Genomic DNA, 17,534 nt, shown 5'->3' with positions numbered 1-17,534 from the left:
CATGGCCAAGCACCGTCTTCACCGTGCCTACAAGCTCGACCTCGCCAAGATCGCCCTCGGCGCGACCGCCGTCGCCGGTGTGCTCGGCACGCACGCGGCAGTGAACGCCGACACCGTCCACGCCACCGCCGGCACCGCCGCCCAGACCGCCAAGGTCGCCGGCGTGGCCGCCGCCCAGCCGCGTGTCGCCACCGTGGCCGACAAGCGCGCCACCGACGAGAGCGCCAAGGGCAAGGTGAACGTCACCGCCGCCCAGGTCCTGGCCACCGCCCGCGCCCAGGTCGGCGTCTCCGAGGACGCCAACGGCGGCGGCACCAAGTTCCAGAAGTGGTACGCCGGCTCGCCCCGCGCCGCCGAGACCGTCGCCCGCGACGGCGGCAGTCGCCAGGACTACGTGAACGCCGCCTGGTGCTCGATGTTCGTCTCCTGGGTCGGTGACCAGACCGGCGCCCGCCCGCAGGTCGGCTGGGACGCCTACACCGTCTCGCACGCCAAGTGGTTCGCCTCCAACGGCCGCTGGGGCACCGAGGCAAAGCCCGGCGCCGTCGTCTTCTTCTCCTGGAGCGGCAGCAAGAGCCTGAGCGACATCCAGCACGTCGGCTTCGTCGTCAAGGACAACGGCGACGGCACGATCTCCACGATCGAAGGCAACACCGGCAACGGCAAGGTCGAGGAGCGCGTCCGCCCGGCCTCCCAGGTCGTCGGCTACGGCTACCCGTCGTACGCCGCCTGATCTCCCTCCTGTGAAGAGCGCACTCCCTGCGGGGGGTGCGCTCTTTCGCGTGTGTGCTGGTCGACCAGGGTGGCGGCGGACTGGGCGGCCGAGCGGGCGGCGCCGGGGTCCTCGGAGATCATCGCGGTCACGGTGGCGCCGTCGATCAGGGTGAGCAACTGCTCGGCGAGCAGGCCGGGATCGCCGGCGCCCGCCTTCTCGGCGAGCGAGCTCAGGTAGGCGCGCAGGCGTTCCTTGTGTGCGCGCACCGCCGTACGGACGGCGGCCGAACCGGCGCCCAGCTCGGCGAAGGCGTTGACGAAGCCGCAACCGCGGAAGTCGTCCTCGGTGAACCAGCGTTCCAGCCACTCGAAGACCGCCGGGATGCGGTCGCCGGCGTCCGTCACGTACGCGGTGAGCGAGGCCGTCCAGCGTTCGTCGCGCCGCCGCAGGTAGGCCACGACCAGCGCCTCCTTCGACGGGAAGCACTGGTAGAGCCGCTTCAGCGAGAGGCCGGAGGCGGCGCGGATCTCGTCCATGCCGACCGCCTGCACGCCGCGGCGGTAGAACAGGTCGCCCGCGGCGTCCAGCAGCAGCTGCTCGTGATCCATGACACTCCTCCAGGTGCTTGCGGCGGAGAACGCTCGTTCTCTACGCTATCGCACACCCCGGGAGAACGCCCGTTCTCTCGATATGAGAGGACATCACATGACACGCCCGCCCGTTCCGCCGTTCACCGAGGAGACCGCCCGGATCAAGGTCCAGGCCGCCGAGGACGCCTGGAACACCCGCGACCCCGAACGTGTCGCGCTCGCGTACACCGAGGACTCCGTGTGGCGCAACCGCGGCGAGTTCGTCACGGGCCGCGCCGAGATGGCCGCGTTCCTGCGCCGCAAGTGGGATCGGGAGCTGGACTACGCCCTGCGCAAGGAGCTCTGGGCGTTCACCGGCGACCGCATCGCCGTCCGCTTCCAGTACGAGTCCCGCGACGCCACCGGCCAGTGGTGGCGCAGCTACGGCAACGAGCAGTGGGAGTTCGACGAGTCCGGGCTGATGCGCCGCCGGGAGGCCAGCATCAACGACGTCCCCATCACGGAGGACGAACGCCGCATCTTCGGCTCCCGCCCCCTGTCCGAGCACGGAGTGGACGTCCTCGGCGTCCGGTGACCCCGCGATCGCTCCGGCATTGACAGCCCGCCCGGAGATCAACGGGTAAGGTCGAGGAGCCGATCGTAGGAGGTCTGACATGGCGGTTCTGCTGCTGGGCACCCTCGACACCAAGGGGGAGGAGTATGCCCTCGTCCGCGATCTGATCGTCCGGGCCGGGCAGGACGTCGTCCTCATGGACACCGGCGTGATGGGCGCCTCCGCGCTGGCCGCCGACGTCCCGGCAGAGGCCGTCGCGCGGGCCGCCGGCACCGACCTCGACCGGCTCAGGAGCGCGGGCGACCGCGGCGCCGCGCTCGCGGCGATGGCGGCCGGGGCCACGGCCGTCGCCAAGGAGCTGCACGCCCGCGGCGGGCTGGGCGGCGTGCTCGCGCTGGGCGGCAGCGGCGGCTCGTCCATCGCCGCCGCGGTCATGCGGGCGCTGCCCGTCGGCCTGCCCAAGCTGCTGGTGTCGACCATGGTCAGCGGCGACGTGTCCGCCTACGTCGGCGAGACCGACGTGACGCTCATGTACAGCGTCGTCGACGTCGCGGGCGTCAACTCCATCTCCCGCCGCATCCTGGCCAACGCCGCCGCCGCGATCAGCGCGATGGCCGCCTCGTACGACGCCGGCGCCGAGCCGTCCGGCGCGGACAAACCACTGGTCGCGGCCACGATGTTCGGCGTCACCACGCCCGCCGTGGACGCCGCGCGGGCCCGGCTGGAGTCCCTGGGCTACGAGGTGCTGGTCTTCCACGCCACAGGCTCGGGCGGACGCGCCATGGAGGCGCTGGCGGCGGGCGGCCACTTCGCCGGGGTGCTCGACCTGACCACCACCGAGCTGGCCGACGAGCTCGTCGGCGGCGTCCTGTCGGCCGGCCCCGACCGCCTGACCGCCGCGGGGAACGCCGGCGTCCCGCAGGTCGTCAGCCTGGGTGCGGTCGACATGGTCAACTTCGGGCCGATGGAGACCGTGCCGGACCGCTTCAGGTCACGGCAGCTCCTGGTCCACAACCCCACCGTGACGCTCATGCGCACCACCCCCGCCGAGAACGCCGAGATCGGGCGGGCGATCGGCGAGCGGCTGGCCCGCGCCTCCGGGCCCGTCACGCTGTTCGTGCCGCGCGGCGGCGTCTCGGCCGTCGACGTCGAGGGCGGGCCGTTCCACGACCCCCGGGCCGACGCGGCCTGCTTCGACGCCGTGCTCGCGGCCGTCGCCGGGAGCCCCGTCGAGGTCGTCCAGAGCGACCAGGACATCAACAGCGCGGAGTTCGCCGTGGCGGCCGCCGACCGGCTGCACCAACTGATCCAGAAGGGGGCCTGATGCATCGCGACGAGGCACTACGGAGGCTGCGCGCCCAGCGGGAGGCAGGCAAGCTGATCATCGGCGGCGGCGCCGGCACCGGGCTGTCCGCCAAATCCGCCGAGGCGGGCGGGGTCGATCTGCTCATCATCTACAACTCCGGGCGGTTCCGGATGGCCGGCCGCGGCTCGCTCGCCGGCCTGATGCCGTACGGCGACGCCAACGCGATCGTCGTGGAGATGGCGGGCGAGGTCCTGCCGGTCGTCAAGGACACGCCGGTGCTGGCCGGGGTGTGCGGGACCGACCCGTTCCGGCTGATGCCGCACTTCCTCGACGAGCTGAAGCGCATGGGCTTCACCGGCGTCCAGAACTTCCCGACGGTCGGCCTGATCGACGGCGTCTTCCGGGCGAACCTGGAGGAGACCGGCATGGGCTTCGACCTGGAGGTCGAGATGATCAAGCTGGCGGCCGAGCGCGACCTGCTCACCGCCCCCTACGTGTTCAGCCCCGAGCAGGCCACGGCCATGGCGCGGGCGGGCGCCGACATCCTCGTCCCGCACATGGGCCTGACCACCAAGGGCAGCATCGGCGCCGTCACCGCGATCAGCCTCGACGAGGCCGCCGTACGGATCCAGGAGATGCGCGACGCCGCCGTCGCCGTGAACCCCGACATCATCGTCCTGTGCCACGGCGGCCCCATCGCCGAGCCCGACGACGTACGCCACATCCAGGACAAGACGGTCGGCATCGCCGGCTTCTTCGGCGCGTCCTCGATGGAACGCCTGCCCGCCGAGCGGGCCATCGCCGAGCAGGTCCGCGCCTTCAAGCAGCTCTGACCGGGAGGAACCCGCCATGCACCGACGGCCGGACGCCCTTCCCACGATGCTCTTCGACTGGGGGGCCATCAAATGGCACGTGACGCCCGACGCCGTGCCGGGCGCGTCCTCCACGTTCGGCGAGGTCATCATCAACCCGAACAAGGGGCACGAACGCCACCTCCACCCGGACTCCGACGAGGTCCTCTACGTCATCGAGGGCGAGGGGCGGCAGACCGTCGGCGACGACCCGGAGTTCCCGGTCAGGGCCGGTGAGGCGATCTACATCCCGAAGGGCACGCTGCACTCCACGTTCAACACGGGGTGGCGGCCGCTGCGGATCATCGCGACGTACACGCCGGGCGGAGCCGAAGCGGCACTCCGCGACCTCCCCGGCTTCACGGAACTCACCCCCGGCGACCACCCGACCTGGACGGCCGTCACGCCGTGAACGGCGTAGGCCGGGTGCGGAGCGCCCGGGCTGCTTGACCTCGGCTCCGGCGATGAAGCCGCCGCGGTCGAGGCACAGGTCGGCGGTCCGCAGGATGTCCTCCCGGCTGTTCGTGGCGAACGCGATGTGGTGCAGCCGGCCGCTGGAGCCGGACCGGTCGTCGGTGCAGACGAGGTCGTAGGACTTGTTCGCGAAGTGCAGCCACTGGGCCGAGATCCGGCCGCTGTCCGGCATGATCTGCGTCGGTGACGCGGGCGCCGAGCGTGTCCCTGACGAACGCGCCGCCGGCCGCCGCCTGCGCGGCCAGGAAACTGACGTGGTCGAGCCGGCGCACGCCGACGCCCGTGGCGGGGAAGACCTGCGGCTGGTTCTTGGGCGACGGGCGAAGCTCCTCCGGCGGCTCGTACCACTCCGACTCCCAGTAGAGGTGCAGCTCGTGGCCGTCGGGGTCGCGGAAGGCGTACTGGCCAGATGATCGTTCGGCCCCGGTATGTCGGTGGCCTCCGGTAGATTTCCGGATCTGTTGATCAAGCCCATCGAAGTTGGCTGTCGGCGTGAGCATGCCGTCGGACTGGAGGTCGAGATCTTGGACGCGGACGAAACCGCGTGGGAGCAGCGCAGCGTCGTGCGGGTGGTGCCGCCGGTCCAGCCGCGCAAGCTGGCGAAGGTGCCCTTCGTCGAGCTGGCTGACGGCAGGTTGCAGGGGGTCGTGTCGAGCGGGTCCGACATCGAGCGGGTCTACGTCTCGTCGATCGCCGCCGGCACCCATGACCTGAGTTGCAGCACCAACAACAACCGCCCGTGCGGCGCGCTGCACGGCTACGCGTGCAAGCACATCCGCATGCTGGCCGACGAGGCCGTGCTGCAGTACGGCCTCGACCGGGTGGCCCGCTACCTGCGTGTCGAGGTGCCCGAAGGCGCCGGCCTGATGAGCGCGCTGAACGGGACCCCGCAGCGGACGCCGGCGGCCGTGGTGTTCAGCCGGTTCCTGCGCCACCTGGCCTACCTGGAGGTGCCGGACAGCACCGAGCCGCTGGCCGAGCTGCACTGGTTCCCGGCGATGGGGGAGGTGCGGTGATGCTCGACGTACAGCTTGGGGAGCTGGTCGGCGACGGGCCGGCCGGGGTGGAGGAGGCGCTCGCGCTCGTCGCGGGGTTCGACGGAGCGCTCGGGCACGGGTTCGCCCGGGTCGCGGAGGAGGACGCGGCGGCGCTGGCCGCGCTGGCGGGGGCGCTCGCGGGCTCCCCGCTCGGCGACCGGCTGGCCGAGGCGGCGGAGAAGGTGACCGCGGGGTCGGTCGCCGACGAGCATCTGGCGGCGCTGGCCGGGGGGCGTGCCGCGCTGTTCGGCGCGGTGCACGACGCCCTGCTCGCCCGCCTCGACCAGGCACTGGGCCGCAGCCGCACCTCCTGGCCTTCGGCCGCCACTACTGACGCCAACACAGGGGCGGCGTCTGTCGGCGGTGCGACGGAGGTCAATGCAGGGGCGGCGTCCGATGGTGGGGTGCCGGAGAACGTGCTGGCCGGGTGCCGGGTGTGGTTGCGGGAGTTGGCGATCACCGGTTGGCGGGGCGTCGACGACGACCTCGTCTCCGGCGGTGACCAGGTGATCGAGGCGCTGCTCGCGGTGCCCGGGTCACGCGGGCTCGCCGTCCTGCTCGACGGGCTGGCGGCCGAGCTGCGGGCGTCGTCCCCGGTGGCGACCATGGACAGGGTGCCGGTCAGGCGGTGGGCCGATCTGTGGACGCGCGGGCTGCTGCTCGCCCAGTCCGGCCCGTGGCACGGCGTGCCCGAGCCGGTGTCGGGGCGGCTGCTGATCCTCGGCGCCGACGTGCACGAGCATGCCACGGTCGTCCGCGTGCAGGTGCACGGCGTCCTGGAGGAGGCCGGGGGGCAGGCGAGGCTGGTGCGGACGAGCGTCGCGGCGGCCAAGGTCGACACCATCGTCGGGCCGTCGGTGTGGCGGCTGTTCGGCGGCCGGCCCGTGCTCATGGGCGCGCTGGCCGAGCACCGGTCCGTGGAGATCGACGGCATGCCGCTGCTGCCCGGCGGCGACCTGCTGTGGCACGACGACCGCGCCCGTACGGGGGCCGAGGCCGATCCGTTCACCACCGCGCGGGTTCAGCTCGCGGGCGCGTCGGCCCCGGCCACGCCGCCGCTCGACCGCCATCCCGTACGCATCGCCGAGCCGGTGCTGGTCGAGGGGTACACGGTCGACGGGCACGTCCTCGACCTGGGCGGCAACAAGCTCACCCTCGACCTCGACCGGCTCCCGACGAGCTGCCCGCTCACGCCGGAGCTGGTGGCCGCGTCCTCGGCGTGCATCGGGCTGGTGCGCCGCGACGGCGGCAGGTGGTTGCTGCAGCCGCTCGCCGTCCAGGCCACGGTCAAGAAGAAGCCGGTCACCGTGCACAACGGCGACTGGGCGACGGGCCCGACCGACCCCAAGGTCGTCAAGGCCGAGGCCAAGGCCGGTGACGTGGTCGCCGTGCTGCGCGAACGGGCAGGACGGCTGCTGCGGAAATGACCGAACCCACCACGAGCGCCGACGAGACCAGGCGTCAAGTGCTGTACTGGCGGCTCATGTCGCGGCTGTTCTCGGCCGACGAGCAGCCCGCGCTGGAGACGGCCAGCATGGGCATCGTCGGCGACCTGGAGCTGCCGCCCGCGCTGCTCGACCCCGGCGTGTCGGTGGACACGCTCGTCCAGCGTTTTCCCGAGCTGGGCGACGAGCTCCAGGACCTGATGGCGGACAAGGAGCACGAGGAGGGCGGCGAGGTGCGCCGCGCCGCGCTGGTCTCCAAGCTGCTGCTCAACGTGTTCTCCACCGGCACGGGCGACGTCTCGGCGGGTCAGCTGGCCCGCTGGAAGCAGGACGCCGGCTGGTTCGAGAAGGGCATGGGCTGCGAGCCCGGCGGCCTCAGGAACGGGCCGGGCAACGAAGAGCTGGCCGCCGTGCTCGCCATGATCGAGGGCGACCTCGTCAAGCGCATGCGCCTGCGCGAGGTGCTGGCGGACCCGGCCCTGGCCAGGCAGCTCACGCCCAGCATGTCGCTCATCGAGCAGTTGCTGCGCGACAAGTCCAACCTGTCGGGCGTCGCGCTGGCCAACGCCAAGGCCCTCATCCGCAGGTTCGTGGACGAGGTCGCCGAGGTGCTGCGCACGCAGGTGGAGAAGACCAGCGTGGGCGTCATCGACCGGTCGGTGCCGCCGAAGCGGGTCTTCCGCAACCTCGACATCGAGCGCACGATCTGGAAGAACCTCACCAACTGGAGCCCCGAGGACCAGCGGCTCTACGTCGACCGGCTCTTCTACCGGCAGACGGCCCGCCGCACCACCCCGGCCCGGCTGATCGTGGTCGTCGACCAGTCGGGCTCGATGGTCGACGCGATGGTCAACTGCACCATCCTGGCCTCGATCTTCGCCGGCCTGCCCAAGGTCGACGTGCACCTCGTCGCGTACGACACCCGCGCGCTCGACCTGACGCCGTGGGTGAACGACCCGTTCGAGGTGCTGCTGCGCACGACGCTCGGCGGCGGCACCGACGGCACGGCCGCGATGGCCCTGGCCAGACCGAAGATCGCCGATCCGCGCAACACGGTGATGGTGTGGATCTCCGACTTCTACGACAACCGCTCGCTGATCAACGACTTCGGGTCGATCCACCGGTCGGGGGTCAAGTTCATCCCCGTCGGCTCGGTCAACAGCTCCGGCTACCAGAGCGTCGATCCGTGGTACCGCCAGAAACTCAAGGACCTGGGCACCCCCGTGCTCTCCGGCCATGTCCGCAAGCTCGTCTTCGAGCTCAAGAACTTCCTCACCTAGGAGAACCCCCGACCATGAGTGACATGCTGCGCGCCCCCGCAGAGGTGAAGTACGCCGACGAGCTCGACTGGCTGGAGTCGGTCGACGACGGCCCCAAGCCGTTCTCGTGGCGGCTCAGCCCGCGCATGATCCGCATCTTCATCCTCGGCTCCGAGCGCTCCGACGGGCTCGACCGCGAGATCCCGCAGAAGTGGTTCGGTGACCGCAGCTTCGTCGAGCGCAGCATCGTGACGCTGGCCTCCGACCGCGGCCTGCTGCTGATCGGCGACCCGGGCACGGGCAAGAGCTGGCTGGCCGAGCTGCTGTCCGCGGCGATCAGCCGCAACTCCACGCTGGTCGTGCAGGGCACCGCGGGCACCACCGAGGACCACATCAAGTACTCGTGGAACGTCTCGATGGTCATCGCCAAGGGCCAGTCGCGCGAGTCGATGATCCCCTCGCCGATCATGAACGCCATGGAGCAGGGCGTGATCGGCCGCTTCGAGGAGCTGACCCGTTCGACCAGCGACGTCCAGGACGCGCTGATCTCGATCCTGTCGGAGAAGTACGTCTCCATCCCCGAGCTCGACGACGACAACATCGTCTTCGCCCAGCCCGGCTTCTCGATCATCGCCACCGCCAACAGCCGCGACCGGGGCGTCAACGACCTGTCCTCCGCGCTCAAGCGCCGCTTCAACTTCGTCCGCATCCCGGTGGTGACGAACAAGAAGAGCGAGGCGGAGATCGTCCGCTTCCGTACCGAGGAGCTGCTGCGCAGGCATCAGATCGAGCTGGACCTGCCGCCCACGCTGCTGGACATCCTGCTGCAGAGCTTCGCCGACCTGCGGGCCGCGGCCGCCTCGGCGACCAGCGACGACGAGAAGCTGGAGTCCGCGCTGTCCACGGCCGAGCAGATCGGCGTGCTGGAGGACGCGATCCTGCACAGCCACTTCTTCGGCGACCGCACGCTGCGCCCCGACACGCTCGCCGGTTCGCTGGTCGGCTCGCTGGCCCGGCGCAGCCCGGAAGACCTGGCCATCCTCAACAAGTACTGGCACGGTGTCGTCGAGCCGCGCAGCAAGAAGGACGGCGGCCCGTGGCAGGACTTCCTCGAGGGCGGCCGCCAGGCCATCTCCACCCTGTCATGAGCCTCTTCCAACCGCTGAAGGAGCAGCTCAGCGAGGCCGCCTCGGCCTTCGCGGGCGACGGCGCGGTGTCGTCCATCCTCACCGGCATGCTGGAGGACGTCGACCGGGCGCTGCGCGAGGAGCTGGAGATCTTCCCGGTCTGTCACCATTCGCCGGCCTCGGCGCTGGCCATGGTGCGCCGCCTGCGGGAGAAGCAGCCGAAGGTCATCTACCTGGAGCTCTGCGAAGACCTGACGCCGCTGCTGACCGAGCTGCGCAACTGCCGGCTGCCGGTGGCGCTCCAGGCGTTCGCGACCGAGCTGGACGGCTTCCCCAAGGGTTCGGGGCCGCTGAGCGTGGTGGCCCCGATCACCGAGGCGTCGGCCGAGTACCAGGCCATCTCGTACGCGCTGGAGACCCCGGGCGTCGAGCTGGTGCTGGTCGACCGCTCGTCCGACCACGTCTTCCAGTGGCTGCCGCAGGAGCGGGAGGAGCCGGCGAAACCGGGGGAGGAGGCCGGCCTGCACGGCGACGCCGTCGGCGTGGAGATCGGCGACCTGCGCCCCCGCTTCGCCGAGCTGGAGGAGCACCTGCTCCACCACGGCAAGGTGCGTCACTGGTCGGAATGGTGGGACCAGTACGTCGAGCAGCCGCTCTCCGGCGCCGACTACGACACCTACCGCCAGGTCATGGTCCTCATCGGCAGCCTGTTCCGCCGGTTGCGCCCCGACGACGACCGGCTGGCCGGCGACGAGGAGCGCGAGCGCTACATGTGGACCAGGATGCGCGAGCACCTGTCCACCTCGGGCGCCGACCCGGCCGACTGCCTGTACGTCTGCGGAGCCTTCCACGCCGCCAGCCGCGTCGAGCAGTTCGGTCTGGCCGCCACGGCCCCGTACGAGATCGGCCCGCGTACCGCGACCCGCTGGCTGTACGGCCTGATCCCCTCCAGCCACTCGGCCATCGAGGCGCAGTTCGGGCTGGCCTCGGGGTCGGTCTCGATCGCCGCCGCGACCTGGGCCAAGGCGGTGACGCGGAGCAAGCTGACCCCGTTCCAGCTCAGCGGGCAGAAGGGGGCCAGGAAACGGCCGGTCAAGCTGCCCGCGCCGACCGCGCCGGCGCAGGTCACCGACCGGCTGACCGGGTTCCTGTCCAGGCCGCCCGCGCTCGACGCGCTCGACGAGGCCGAGCTGCTGGGCTGGAGCGTGGACATCGTCCGGCTGGCCCGGCGCAACGGCTACCTCGCCAGCACCGCCGACGCCATCGCGGTGTTCGAGACGTCGATCCTGCTCGCCGGCATGCGCAACCGGGCCAGGCCGACGCCGTACGACTTCCAGGACGCGGCGGTCACCTGCATCGAGAAGGACGTCGTGCCGGGCCGGCGCGACGTGCGGCGCCTGTGCGAGATCCTGCTCGGCGGCGACCGCATCGGCTCGGTCGGCTACGACGCGCTGCCACCGCTGGCCCAGAACGTCTACGACCGGCTGCGGCCGCTCGGCGTCGACTTCGACAAGCGCACGATCCAGCGGGCGCTGCTCGACCTGCACTCCGATCCGGAGCTGCGCCCCTGCTCCGACCTGCTGTGGATGCTGCGCTTCCTGCTGCCCGGCGACGCGGCGCGGCCGATCATGGGTGAGCGCCGGCTCGGCGAGCGGTCGATCCAGGAGAGCTGGGACCTCGCGCTCGGGCGCAACCAGCGGGCCATCATCGAGCTCGGCTACGAGGGCGTCACCATCGAGCAGGTGGTCGAACAGCGGCTGCGGCGCATGGTCTGGGAGCCGGACGCCACCGCCGCCGTGGCGCTGGCCGCCGTCGAGGACGCCATCCTCTACCTGGGCGGCGGGCGCATCGCCGACGAGCTGGGCGCGCGGGCGGTCGAGCTGCTCGCCGCCGAGCGCGGCGTCGACGACGCGCCCGACGTGCTGCGCCGCATCCGCCGCCTGCTGGCCTACTACCGCACCGCCGAGCCCACGCTGCCGGCGTGGTGCGAGGCGTTCGTGACCGAGGGGTACGCGCACTACTGCACCCTGCTCCCGACCGCGTTCGTCGAGGACGACACCGGCGTGCGGCAGGTGTCGGCGATGCTCGGGTTCCTGTTCACGATGGAGGGGCTGGCGCTGGCGCTGGGCTGCGACCGGGCGCAGCTGGAGATCGCGGTGCGGCAGTCGCATCCGGAGGCGCCGGCCAAGGTGGCGCTGCTGTGGGCCGCCCAGCACCTGCTGGGGCTGCTGCCGCTGGCCGAGCTGCGGTCGCGGTGCGACGAGCTGCTGGGCAACCCGCTGGTCATCCCGTCGTTCCCGCAGTACATCACCGGGTTCGTCCAGGCGATGGAGCCGGCTCCGGCGCTGTCCGGGTTCGTGGTGGAGGTGATCTCCAAGGCGTTCGGACGGCTGCCCGACCATGTGTTGCTGCCGTGGCTGCCCAAGTTGATCACGACGCTGCGGGACCAGGCGGGGGAGCTGATGCCGGTCCTCGTCCGGGAGGCCGGGCGCACGTTCCCGGGCAGCCTGACGGCGGTGGACGCCTGGACGCCGCCCTGGGCCCGTACGGCGGCGCCCGCGCCGAAGGCGGTCCCGGCGGTCGCGTCGGGGCCGGTCGCGGAACTGCTGGCGGGGCACCCGGTGGCCTGCGACGCGGTGGCCGGGCTGCTGGGCTGCGGGGGCGGCTGGCAGGCTGCCACCCCCGCCACCGGCTCCCAGCACCGAGAGGTGGAAACCCTGCTCACCGACCACCCCACCACGGCCACCGCCCTGGCAGCACTGCTGGTGTGAGCGCGCACGTGAGCGCTGCCGGTCTGGGCGGGTCACCACCGCCCTGGGCGCAACCGCGCCCGCGGACGCTCAGGGCGGGGTGGGTGTTCTTCGGTCGGGATCAGTGGTTGAAGGGGATGGTGCGGCCGGGGTGGACGGCGTCGGGTTTGTAGGTGGCCCGGTCGATGGTGAGGCCCTTCGGGTCCACCAGGAGGATCGTGTCGCCCTGGTTCCGCAGCTGCCCGCGCCCGCCCACCACGACCTGCACCACGCCCCCGCCCGCGACCGTCCCCGTCAGCTCCTCGCGCCCGCCCCCCGAGTCCGCCAGCGCCCATCCGGCCAGGTCCACGGCCCGGCTGGTGACGTTGAGCAGGGTGACGGTCTCGTGCCCCCCGTCGCCGCCCAGCGGGTCGGGCAGCGCGGCCACGATGAGCACGTCCCCGGTGGACGGCGGGTGCGGTTCGACGGTGGCGCCGGGCGGCGCCGGGTCGGGGCTGATGACGAAGTCCTCCGGCCAGGCCGTGAGCTGGATCTGGGTGCCCGAGGCCCGGATCACGTCGTGCAGGTTGCCGTGTTCGAGCCGGTCCAGCAGGAAGACCGCGTCGTCCCGGTTGACGGGGTCGGCCCGGAGCCAGGCGTCGAAGCCGTCGAGGTCGGCCGCCCCGGTCGCGAGGTAGGGCACCAGCCTGCGGAACAGCTTGGGCCACATGACCAGCCCGGTGAGCGCGTCCAGGGAGCCGACCTCGGCGGGCCCGTCGGGGTCGGCGGCCGAGCGCGGCCAGATGCCGGTGGGCGACGCCTGCGCCCTGGCCGCACGCGACACCCCGGCCAGGTGCGCGCGCAGCGTCGCGGGCAGCGTGGCGTAGAAGGCCGGGTACGTCAGCCCGGCGGCCAGCAGCCTGGCGTTCGCGGACGTGTCCACCAGCGCCTCGTCGAGGAACACGGCCAGCCCGTCGGGCCCGGGGTGCTCGCCGGGGAACGCGAAGCCGATCAACCGCCCGTTGGCGTCGATGCCGTTGCTGAGGACGTGCCCGCGCAGCTCGTCCTGGTCGGCGGAGCGGACCTTGTTGGGCAGGTCGTCGAAGAAGCGCACGTTCGTGAAGCCGAGCAGGCGCAGCAGCTCGTCGCGGGCGGCGTTCGCGCCGGTCAGCTCCTGGTGGGTGTCCTGGAAGTGGGTCTCCAGCGCGTCGATGGCCTCCAGACGGACGGAGATGCCGCGCGCGCTGAGCCCCGGCGGCCGTCCGGACGGCCGGGCCAGCCCTTCGACCAGGGCGGGCGTGTCCGGCCTGAACTTGACCGTGTCGCCGTCGGGCTCGGGGCCCTGCCGGGGAAGGTCCGGGTAACGAATCACGAAGCTGCCGCGCAAAAGTGTGTAGCTCATTGGGTTCCCCCCAAAGATGGCCATCACCGCCGTATCGGCCACCGGGAGCGTAACTCCGCGCACTTCTCGGCGTCCACGTCCCACGCCGGGCCGGGATCGGCCCGGCGTGGGACGTGCCGGATCAGGCGGCGCCGAACCGGGGGATCGGCAGGTCCTCGGTGGCGACGTGCACGATGTGCGACTCGGTGTAGACGTCGATGCTGTGCCTGCCGCCCTCACGGCCCACGCCGCTGGCCTTCACCCCGCCGAACGGCGTACGCAGGTCGCGCACGTTCTGGGAGTTGACCCAGACCATGCCCGCCTCGATCGACTGGGCCAGCCGGTGCGTCCGGCGCAGGTCGTTGGTCCACAGGTAGGCCGCCAGGCCGTACCGGGTCGCGTTGGCCAGCTCCACCGCCTCCGTCTCGGTGGAGAAGGGCGTCACGCAGACGACCGGTCCGAAGATCTCCTCCTGGAAGATCCGCATGTGCGGGGCCACGTCGGCGAACACCGTCGCGGACAGGAAGTTGCCCGACGTCAGGTGCTCGGGCCGGGAACCGCCGGCCACCAGGCGGGCGCCCTCGCCCGAGCCGATCGCGACGTACTCCATGACGCGCTCGTAGTGCTCGGGGTGGATGAGCGCGCCCAGCTCGGTGGCCGGGTCGTCGGGCGCGCCCACGCGCACCCGCGCGGCCCGCTCGGCCAGCCGCGTCACGAACTCCTCGTAGACGGTGTCCTGGACGAGCACCCGCGAGCTGGCCGTGCAACGCTCGCCGTTCAGCGAGAACACGCCGAAAACGGCCGCGTCGAGCGCCCGCTCCAGGTCGGCGTCCTCGAAGACGAGCAGCGGCGACTTGCCGCCCAGCTCCATCGACAACGTCTTCAGCGACGACGCGGCGTTGCGCATGATGGTCTGCCCGGTGCCGCTCTCGCCGGTGAAGGAGATCACCGGGACGTCGGGGTGGGCGACCAGCGCCGCGCCGGCGTCCTCGCCGATGCCGTGGACCAGGTTGAACACGCCCTCGGGCAGCCCGGCCTCCTCCATGATCTGCGGCAGCAGGCTCGCCGAGGCCGGGGACCATTCGGCGGGCTTGAGCACGACCGGGCATCCGGCGGCCAGCGCGGGGGCCAGCTTCCAGGTCTCCAGCATGAACGGCGTGTTCCACGGCGTGATCAGCCCGGCCACGCCGACCGGCTTGCGCACGACGTAGTTGAGCTGCGCGGAGCCGACGCGGTAGACGTCCTCGCCCATCGTGGTGATCACGTCGGCGAAGAAGCGGAAGTTGTGCGCGGCGCGCCGGGCCTGGCCGCGGGCCTGCGTGATCGGCAGGCCGGTGTCCCGGCACTCCAGGGCTGCGATCTCGTCGTCCCTGGACTCGATGGCCGCCGCGACCGCGCGCAGGGTCCCGGCCCGCTGCTCGGCGGGCATCGTGCTCCACGGGCCGTCGGTGAACGCCTTCTGGGCGGCGGCCACGGCCGCGTCCACGTCGGCAGCGCCTCCCGCGGACACCTCCAGGTACGGCTCGTTCGTGGTCGGGTCGAGCGCGGTGAAGGTCGCACCGGACTGGCTCGGGACGTGCCGGCCGCCGATGTAGTGCTCCAGTTTCATCAGGCGACTCCCTCGCTCTGTGCCAGTAGCTCGTTGATCCGGGCGATGCCGGGTTCGGTGGGGGTGATCAGGGGCGCCCGTACGTGACCGGAGGCGATCAGGCCGCGCTGCTCCAGCACCCACTTGGCGGGGGCCGGGTTCGTCTCCACGAACAGCAGCTCGACCAGCGGGTGCAGCGAGTAGTGCAGGTCCAGCGCGGTCGCGTGGTCGCCGGACGTGTACGCCTCGTACATGCGGGCCACGGTCTTCGGCGCGAGGTTGGCCGCCGCGCTGACGAAGCCGACGCCGCCGATGGCCAGCAGCGGCAGGCAGAGCAGCTCGATGCCGGACCACATGAGGAAGTCGCGCCCGCACAGGTTGAGCACGTGCGAGAAGTGCTCGAAGTCCTTGGTGGTCTCCTTGATGCCGACGATGTTGTCGTGGTCGTGGCGCAGCCTGGCCACGGTGGCGGGGGCGATGTCGACGGCGGTGCGGGAGGGCACGTTGTAGATGACGATCGGCAGCGCGGGGAACTCGGCGGCGACCGTGGCGTACCAGCGGTAGAGGGCTTCCTGGGTGGGACGGGCGTAGTAGGGCGTGATGACCAGGGCGGCGTCGGCGCCCAGGCGCTCGGCCTCGGCGGTCAGCCGCAGGGTCTCGTCGAGCTTGGCCGACCCGGTGCCGGGCAGGAACGGCACCCGGTCGGCGGTCTCCTCGGCCACCACGGCCATCGCCGCGACGCGCTCCTCGACGGACTGGGCGCCGGGCTCGCCGGTGGACCCGCCGGTCGAGATGCCGTGCGAGCCCTGGTCGAGCTGCCAGCGCACCAGCGAGCGCAGCGAGTCGAGATCCAGCGACCCGTCGGCGGCGAACGGCGTCACCACGGGTGCGATGGATCCGCGGACGGTCGACGGATCGGAGCGGAACTTCATGGGGTTCTCCTTCTCGGGGGGTCAGCGCTGCTGCTCGTACGCCTCGCGCCAGGCGCCCTTCAGCGGGTAGAGGCCGTCGATCGAGGCTCCCTCGGAGACGCGATCGAGGATGAAGCGCTCCTCGTCCTCCTGCCGGGCGGCGTCCCCGGCGACCTCGGCGACCAGCGCGGGCGGGATGACGACGACGCCCTCGGCGTCGCCCACCAGCACGTCGCCGGGGCACACCAGCACGCCGCCGCAGTCCACCGGCACCTGGGAGTCCATCGGGACGTGGCGGCGGCCGAGCACGGCGGCGTGCGCGGCGCCGTAGTAGGAGGGCAGGTCGAGGGAGGCGAAGGAGGGGCTGTCGCGCAGCCCGCCGTCGGTGACGACGCCGGCGGCGCCCCGGCGCAGGGCGCGCATGGCCAGGATGTCGCCCAGCGTGCCGGCGCCGTGCTCGCCCCGGGCGGAGATCACCAGCACCTCGCCGGGCTGGAGCTCCTCGACGGTGCGCTTCTGGGCGTTCATGCCGCCGCCGCGCTCGGCGAAGACGTCCTCGCGCAGCGGCAGGTAGCGCAGGGTGCGCGCGACGCCGACCATGCGCAGGTCGGGGCGGGCGGGGCGGACGCCCTCGATGAAGTGGTGGTCGATGCCGCGCGAACGGAGCTGGGAGGAGAGCGTCGCGGTCGAGACCGACCGCAGCGCGGCGACGATCTCCGGGGTCAGGGGGCCGGGCGCGGGGTGCGCGGCGCCGTACGCGGCGGCCCGGGTCGCGTCGGTGACCTTGGGCTGGACGCCGTACGCCGCCGGTGGTCCCTGGCCCGCGACGACCTCGTTGCGCAGCCGGGCCGTGCCCTCCAGCTCGACCTCCACCACGTCCCCGGGTTGCACGACGGTCGAGCCCGCCGGGGTGCCGGCCAGGATCAGGTCGCCGGGTTCCAGCGTCATGTACCGGGACAGGTCGGCGATCAGCAGGTCGAAGCCGAACAGCAGCTCGTCGGTGCACGCCTCCTGGGCCGGCTTGCCGTTGACATACGTGCGCAGCCACAACCGTCCCGGGTCGGCGCCGGTGAGCAGTTCCGAGCCGACCGGGGTGAACCCGTCCTGGCCCTTGGCCCGCAGGTTGGAACCGAGGTCGGCGTGCTTGAAGTCGTAGACGCCGAAGTCGTTCGCCGCCACGTACCCGGCCACGTGCTCCAGCGCGCGCTCGGGGGATACGCGGTGGGCGCGGCTGCCGATCAGCACGCCGATCTCGCCCTCGAACGCCAGCAGCTCGCATCCGTCCGGACGCACCACGGGCCGGCCGGACCAGGACAGGGACGTCGGCGGCTTGAGGAAGTAGGAGGGGACGGCAGGGACGCGTCCGCGCTCGGCGGCCCGGCCGCGGTAGTTCAGATGGACCGCGATGATCTTCCCCGGTGACAGGCCAAGAGGGTGTCCCACCTCGTCTCCTTCCAAATCATATACGACATCGTTTATGTTATGACATGTGGAACAATATCGACAAACCCCCTCAGATGCCTACATGATGCTCATCACGTCATCAGTGGAGAGGAGAGTGCGGATGA

The 17,534-nt window shown here is 71.9% G+C and carries 16 protein-coding genes; 11 read left to right on the top strand and 5 right to left on the bottom strand.

From position 1 onward, the window contains the following. The first annotated feature begins 1 nt into the window (after window position 1). Entirely contained in the window at window positions 2-733 is a 732-nt protein-coding gene (locus ACIA8R_RS39380; protein ID WP_357693755.1) for a CHAP domain-containing protein, read from the top strand. Here ACIA8R_RS39380 and ACIA8R_RS39375 read toward each other — a convergent pair. After that, window positions 712-1,323 (bottom strand): TetR/AcrR family transcriptional regulator, encoded by a 612-nt coding sequence (locus ACIA8R_RS39375; protein ID WP_397042582.1) that lies wholly within the window; start codon window positions 1,321-1,323, stop codon window positions 712-714. The genes ACIA8R_RS39380 and ACIA8R_RS39375 overlap by 22 nt on opposite strands. 97 nt (window positions 1,324-1,420) lie before the next feature. Here ACIA8R_RS39375 and ACIA8R_RS39370 point away from each other — a divergent pair, with 97 nt between their 5' ends. The 10 genes from ACIA8R_RS39370 to ACIA8R_RS39325 all read left to right on the top strand — a co-directional run bounded on the left by ACIA8R_RS39370 (window position 1,421) and on the right by ACIA8R_RS39325 (window position 12,128). Then, window positions 1,421-1,879: a nuclear transport factor 2 family protein gene (locus tag ACIA8R_RS39370; RefSeq protein WP_397042580.1), complete on the top strand. Its 459-nt coding sequence runs from the start codon at window positions 1,421-1,423 to the stop codon at window positions 1,877-1,879. Window positions 1,880-1,958: 79 nt separating this feature from the next. Beyond that, the gene (locus tag ACIA8R_RS39365) at window positions 1,959-3,182 is read left to right on the top strand and encodes a Tm-1-like ATP-binding domain-containing protein (protein WP_397042579.1); all 1,224 of its coding nucleotides are present in this window, start codon (window positions 1,959-1,961) and stop codon (window positions 3,180-3,182) included. Then, on the top strand, window positions 3,182-3,997 hold the full coding sequence (locus ACIA8R_RS39360; RefSeq protein ID WP_364087063.1) for a phosphoenolpyruvate hydrolase family protein: 816 nt from the start codon (window positions 3,182-3,184) through the stop codon (window positions 3,995-3,997). Before ACIA8R_RS39365 ends, ACIA8R_RS39360 begins: the two co-directional genes overlap by 1 nt. 16 nt (window positions 3,998-4,013) lie before the next feature. Continuing rightward, complete coding sequence (locus tag ACIA8R_RS39355) at window positions 4,014-4,427, top strand: cupin domain-containing protein (RefSeq protein ID WP_357693746.1); 414 nt, start codon at window positions 4,014-4,016, stop codon at window positions 4,425-4,427. A 184-nt stretch (window positions 4,428-4,611) separates the two neighbouring features. Then, entirely contained in the window at window positions 4,612-4,902 is a 291-nt protein-coding gene (locus ACIA8R_RS39350) for a hypothetical protein (RefSeq protein ID WP_397042576.1), read from the top strand. Between the two features lie 111 nt (window positions 4,903-5,013). Next, entirely contained in the window at window positions 5,014-5,505 is a 492-nt protein-coding gene (locus ACIA8R_RS39345; RefSeq protein ID WP_364087065.1) for a hypothetical protein, read from the top strand. Beyond that, a complete protein-coding gene (locus tag ACIA8R_RS39340) occupies window positions 5,505-6,953 on the top strand; it encodes a hypothetical protein (RefSeq protein ID WP_397042574.1) in 1,449 nt (482 codons plus the stop codon). The genes ACIA8R_RS39345 and ACIA8R_RS39340 overlap by 1 nt, the downstream gene beginning before the upstream one ends. Beyond that, the gene (locus tag ACIA8R_RS39335) at window positions 6,950-8,251 is read left to right on the top strand and encodes a VWA domain-containing protein (protein ID WP_364087069.1); all 1,302 of its coding nucleotides are present in this window, start codon (window positions 6,950-6,952) and stop codon (window positions 8,249-8,251) included. Before ACIA8R_RS39340 ends, ACIA8R_RS39335 begins: the two co-directional genes overlap by 4 nt. A gap of 14 nt (window positions 8,252-8,265) precedes the next feature. Then, the gene (locus tag ACIA8R_RS39330) at window positions 8,266-9,378 is read left to right on the top strand and encodes an AAA family ATPase (RefSeq protein WP_357693738.1); all 1,113 of its coding nucleotides are present in this window, start codon (window positions 8,266-8,268) and stop codon (window positions 9,376-9,378) included. Then, on the top strand, window positions 9,375-12,128 hold the full coding sequence (locus ACIA8R_RS39325; RefSeq protein WP_364087071.1) for a DUF5682 family protein: 2,754 nt from the start codon (window positions 9,375-9,377) through the stop codon (window positions 12,126-12,128). Before ACIA8R_RS39330 ends, ACIA8R_RS39325 begins: the two co-directional genes overlap by 4 nt. A 100-nt stretch (window positions 12,129-12,228) precedes the next feature. On the opposite strand, the gene ACIA8R_RS39320 is transcribed toward ACIA8R_RS39325, so the two are convergent. The 4 genes from ACIA8R_RS39320 to ACIA8R_RS39305 all read right to left on the bottom strand — a co-directional run bounded on the left by ACIA8R_RS39320 (window position 12,229) and on the right by ACIA8R_RS39305 (window position 17,409). Then, the gene (locus tag ACIA8R_RS39320; protein ID WP_397042571.1) at window positions 12,229-13,488 is read right to left on the bottom strand and encodes a lamin tail domain-containing protein; all 1,260 of its coding nucleotides are present in this window, start codon (window positions 13,486-13,488) and stop codon (window positions 12,229-12,231) included. A 121-nt stretch (window positions 13,489-13,609) separates the two neighbouring features. Then, the gene (hpaE, locus tag ACIA8R_RS39315; protein WP_357693732.1) at window positions 13,610-15,076 is read right to left on the bottom strand and encodes a 5-carboxymethyl-2-hydroxymuconate semialdehyde dehydrogenase; all 1,467 of its coding nucleotides are present in this window, start codon (window positions 15,074-15,076) and stop codon (window positions 13,610-13,612) included. Beyond that, window positions 15,076-15,987 carry a 4-hydroxy-tetrahydrodipicolinate synthase gene (gene dapA, locus ACIA8R_RS39310; protein ID WP_397042569.1) on the bottom strand — a complete coding sequence of 304 codons (912 nt, stop codon included), beginning with the start codon at window positions 15,985-15,987 and terminating at the stop codon, window positions 15,076-15,078. Before dapA ends, hpaE begins: the two co-directional genes overlap by 1 nt. Window positions 15,988-16,008: 21 nt before the next feature. Continuing rightward, the gene (locus ACIA8R_RS39305) at window positions 16,009-17,409 is read right to left on the bottom strand and encodes a fumarylacetoacetate hydrolase family protein (RefSeq protein WP_397042567.1); all 1,401 of its coding nucleotides are present in this window, start codon (window positions 17,407-17,409) and stop codon (window positions 16,009-16,011) included. Window positions 17,410-17,534: the final 125 nt, after the last annotated feature.

Origin of the sequence: Nonomuraea sp. NPDC051191 (assembly GCF_044455665.1) — a bacterium.
Taxonomy (GTDB): Bacteria; Actinomycetota; Actinomycetes; order Streptosporangiales; family Streptosporangiaceae; genus Nonomuraea.
Note: the sequence above shows the minus strand (reverse complement) of the source record. Positions and strands in the feature narration are given on the sequence as shown.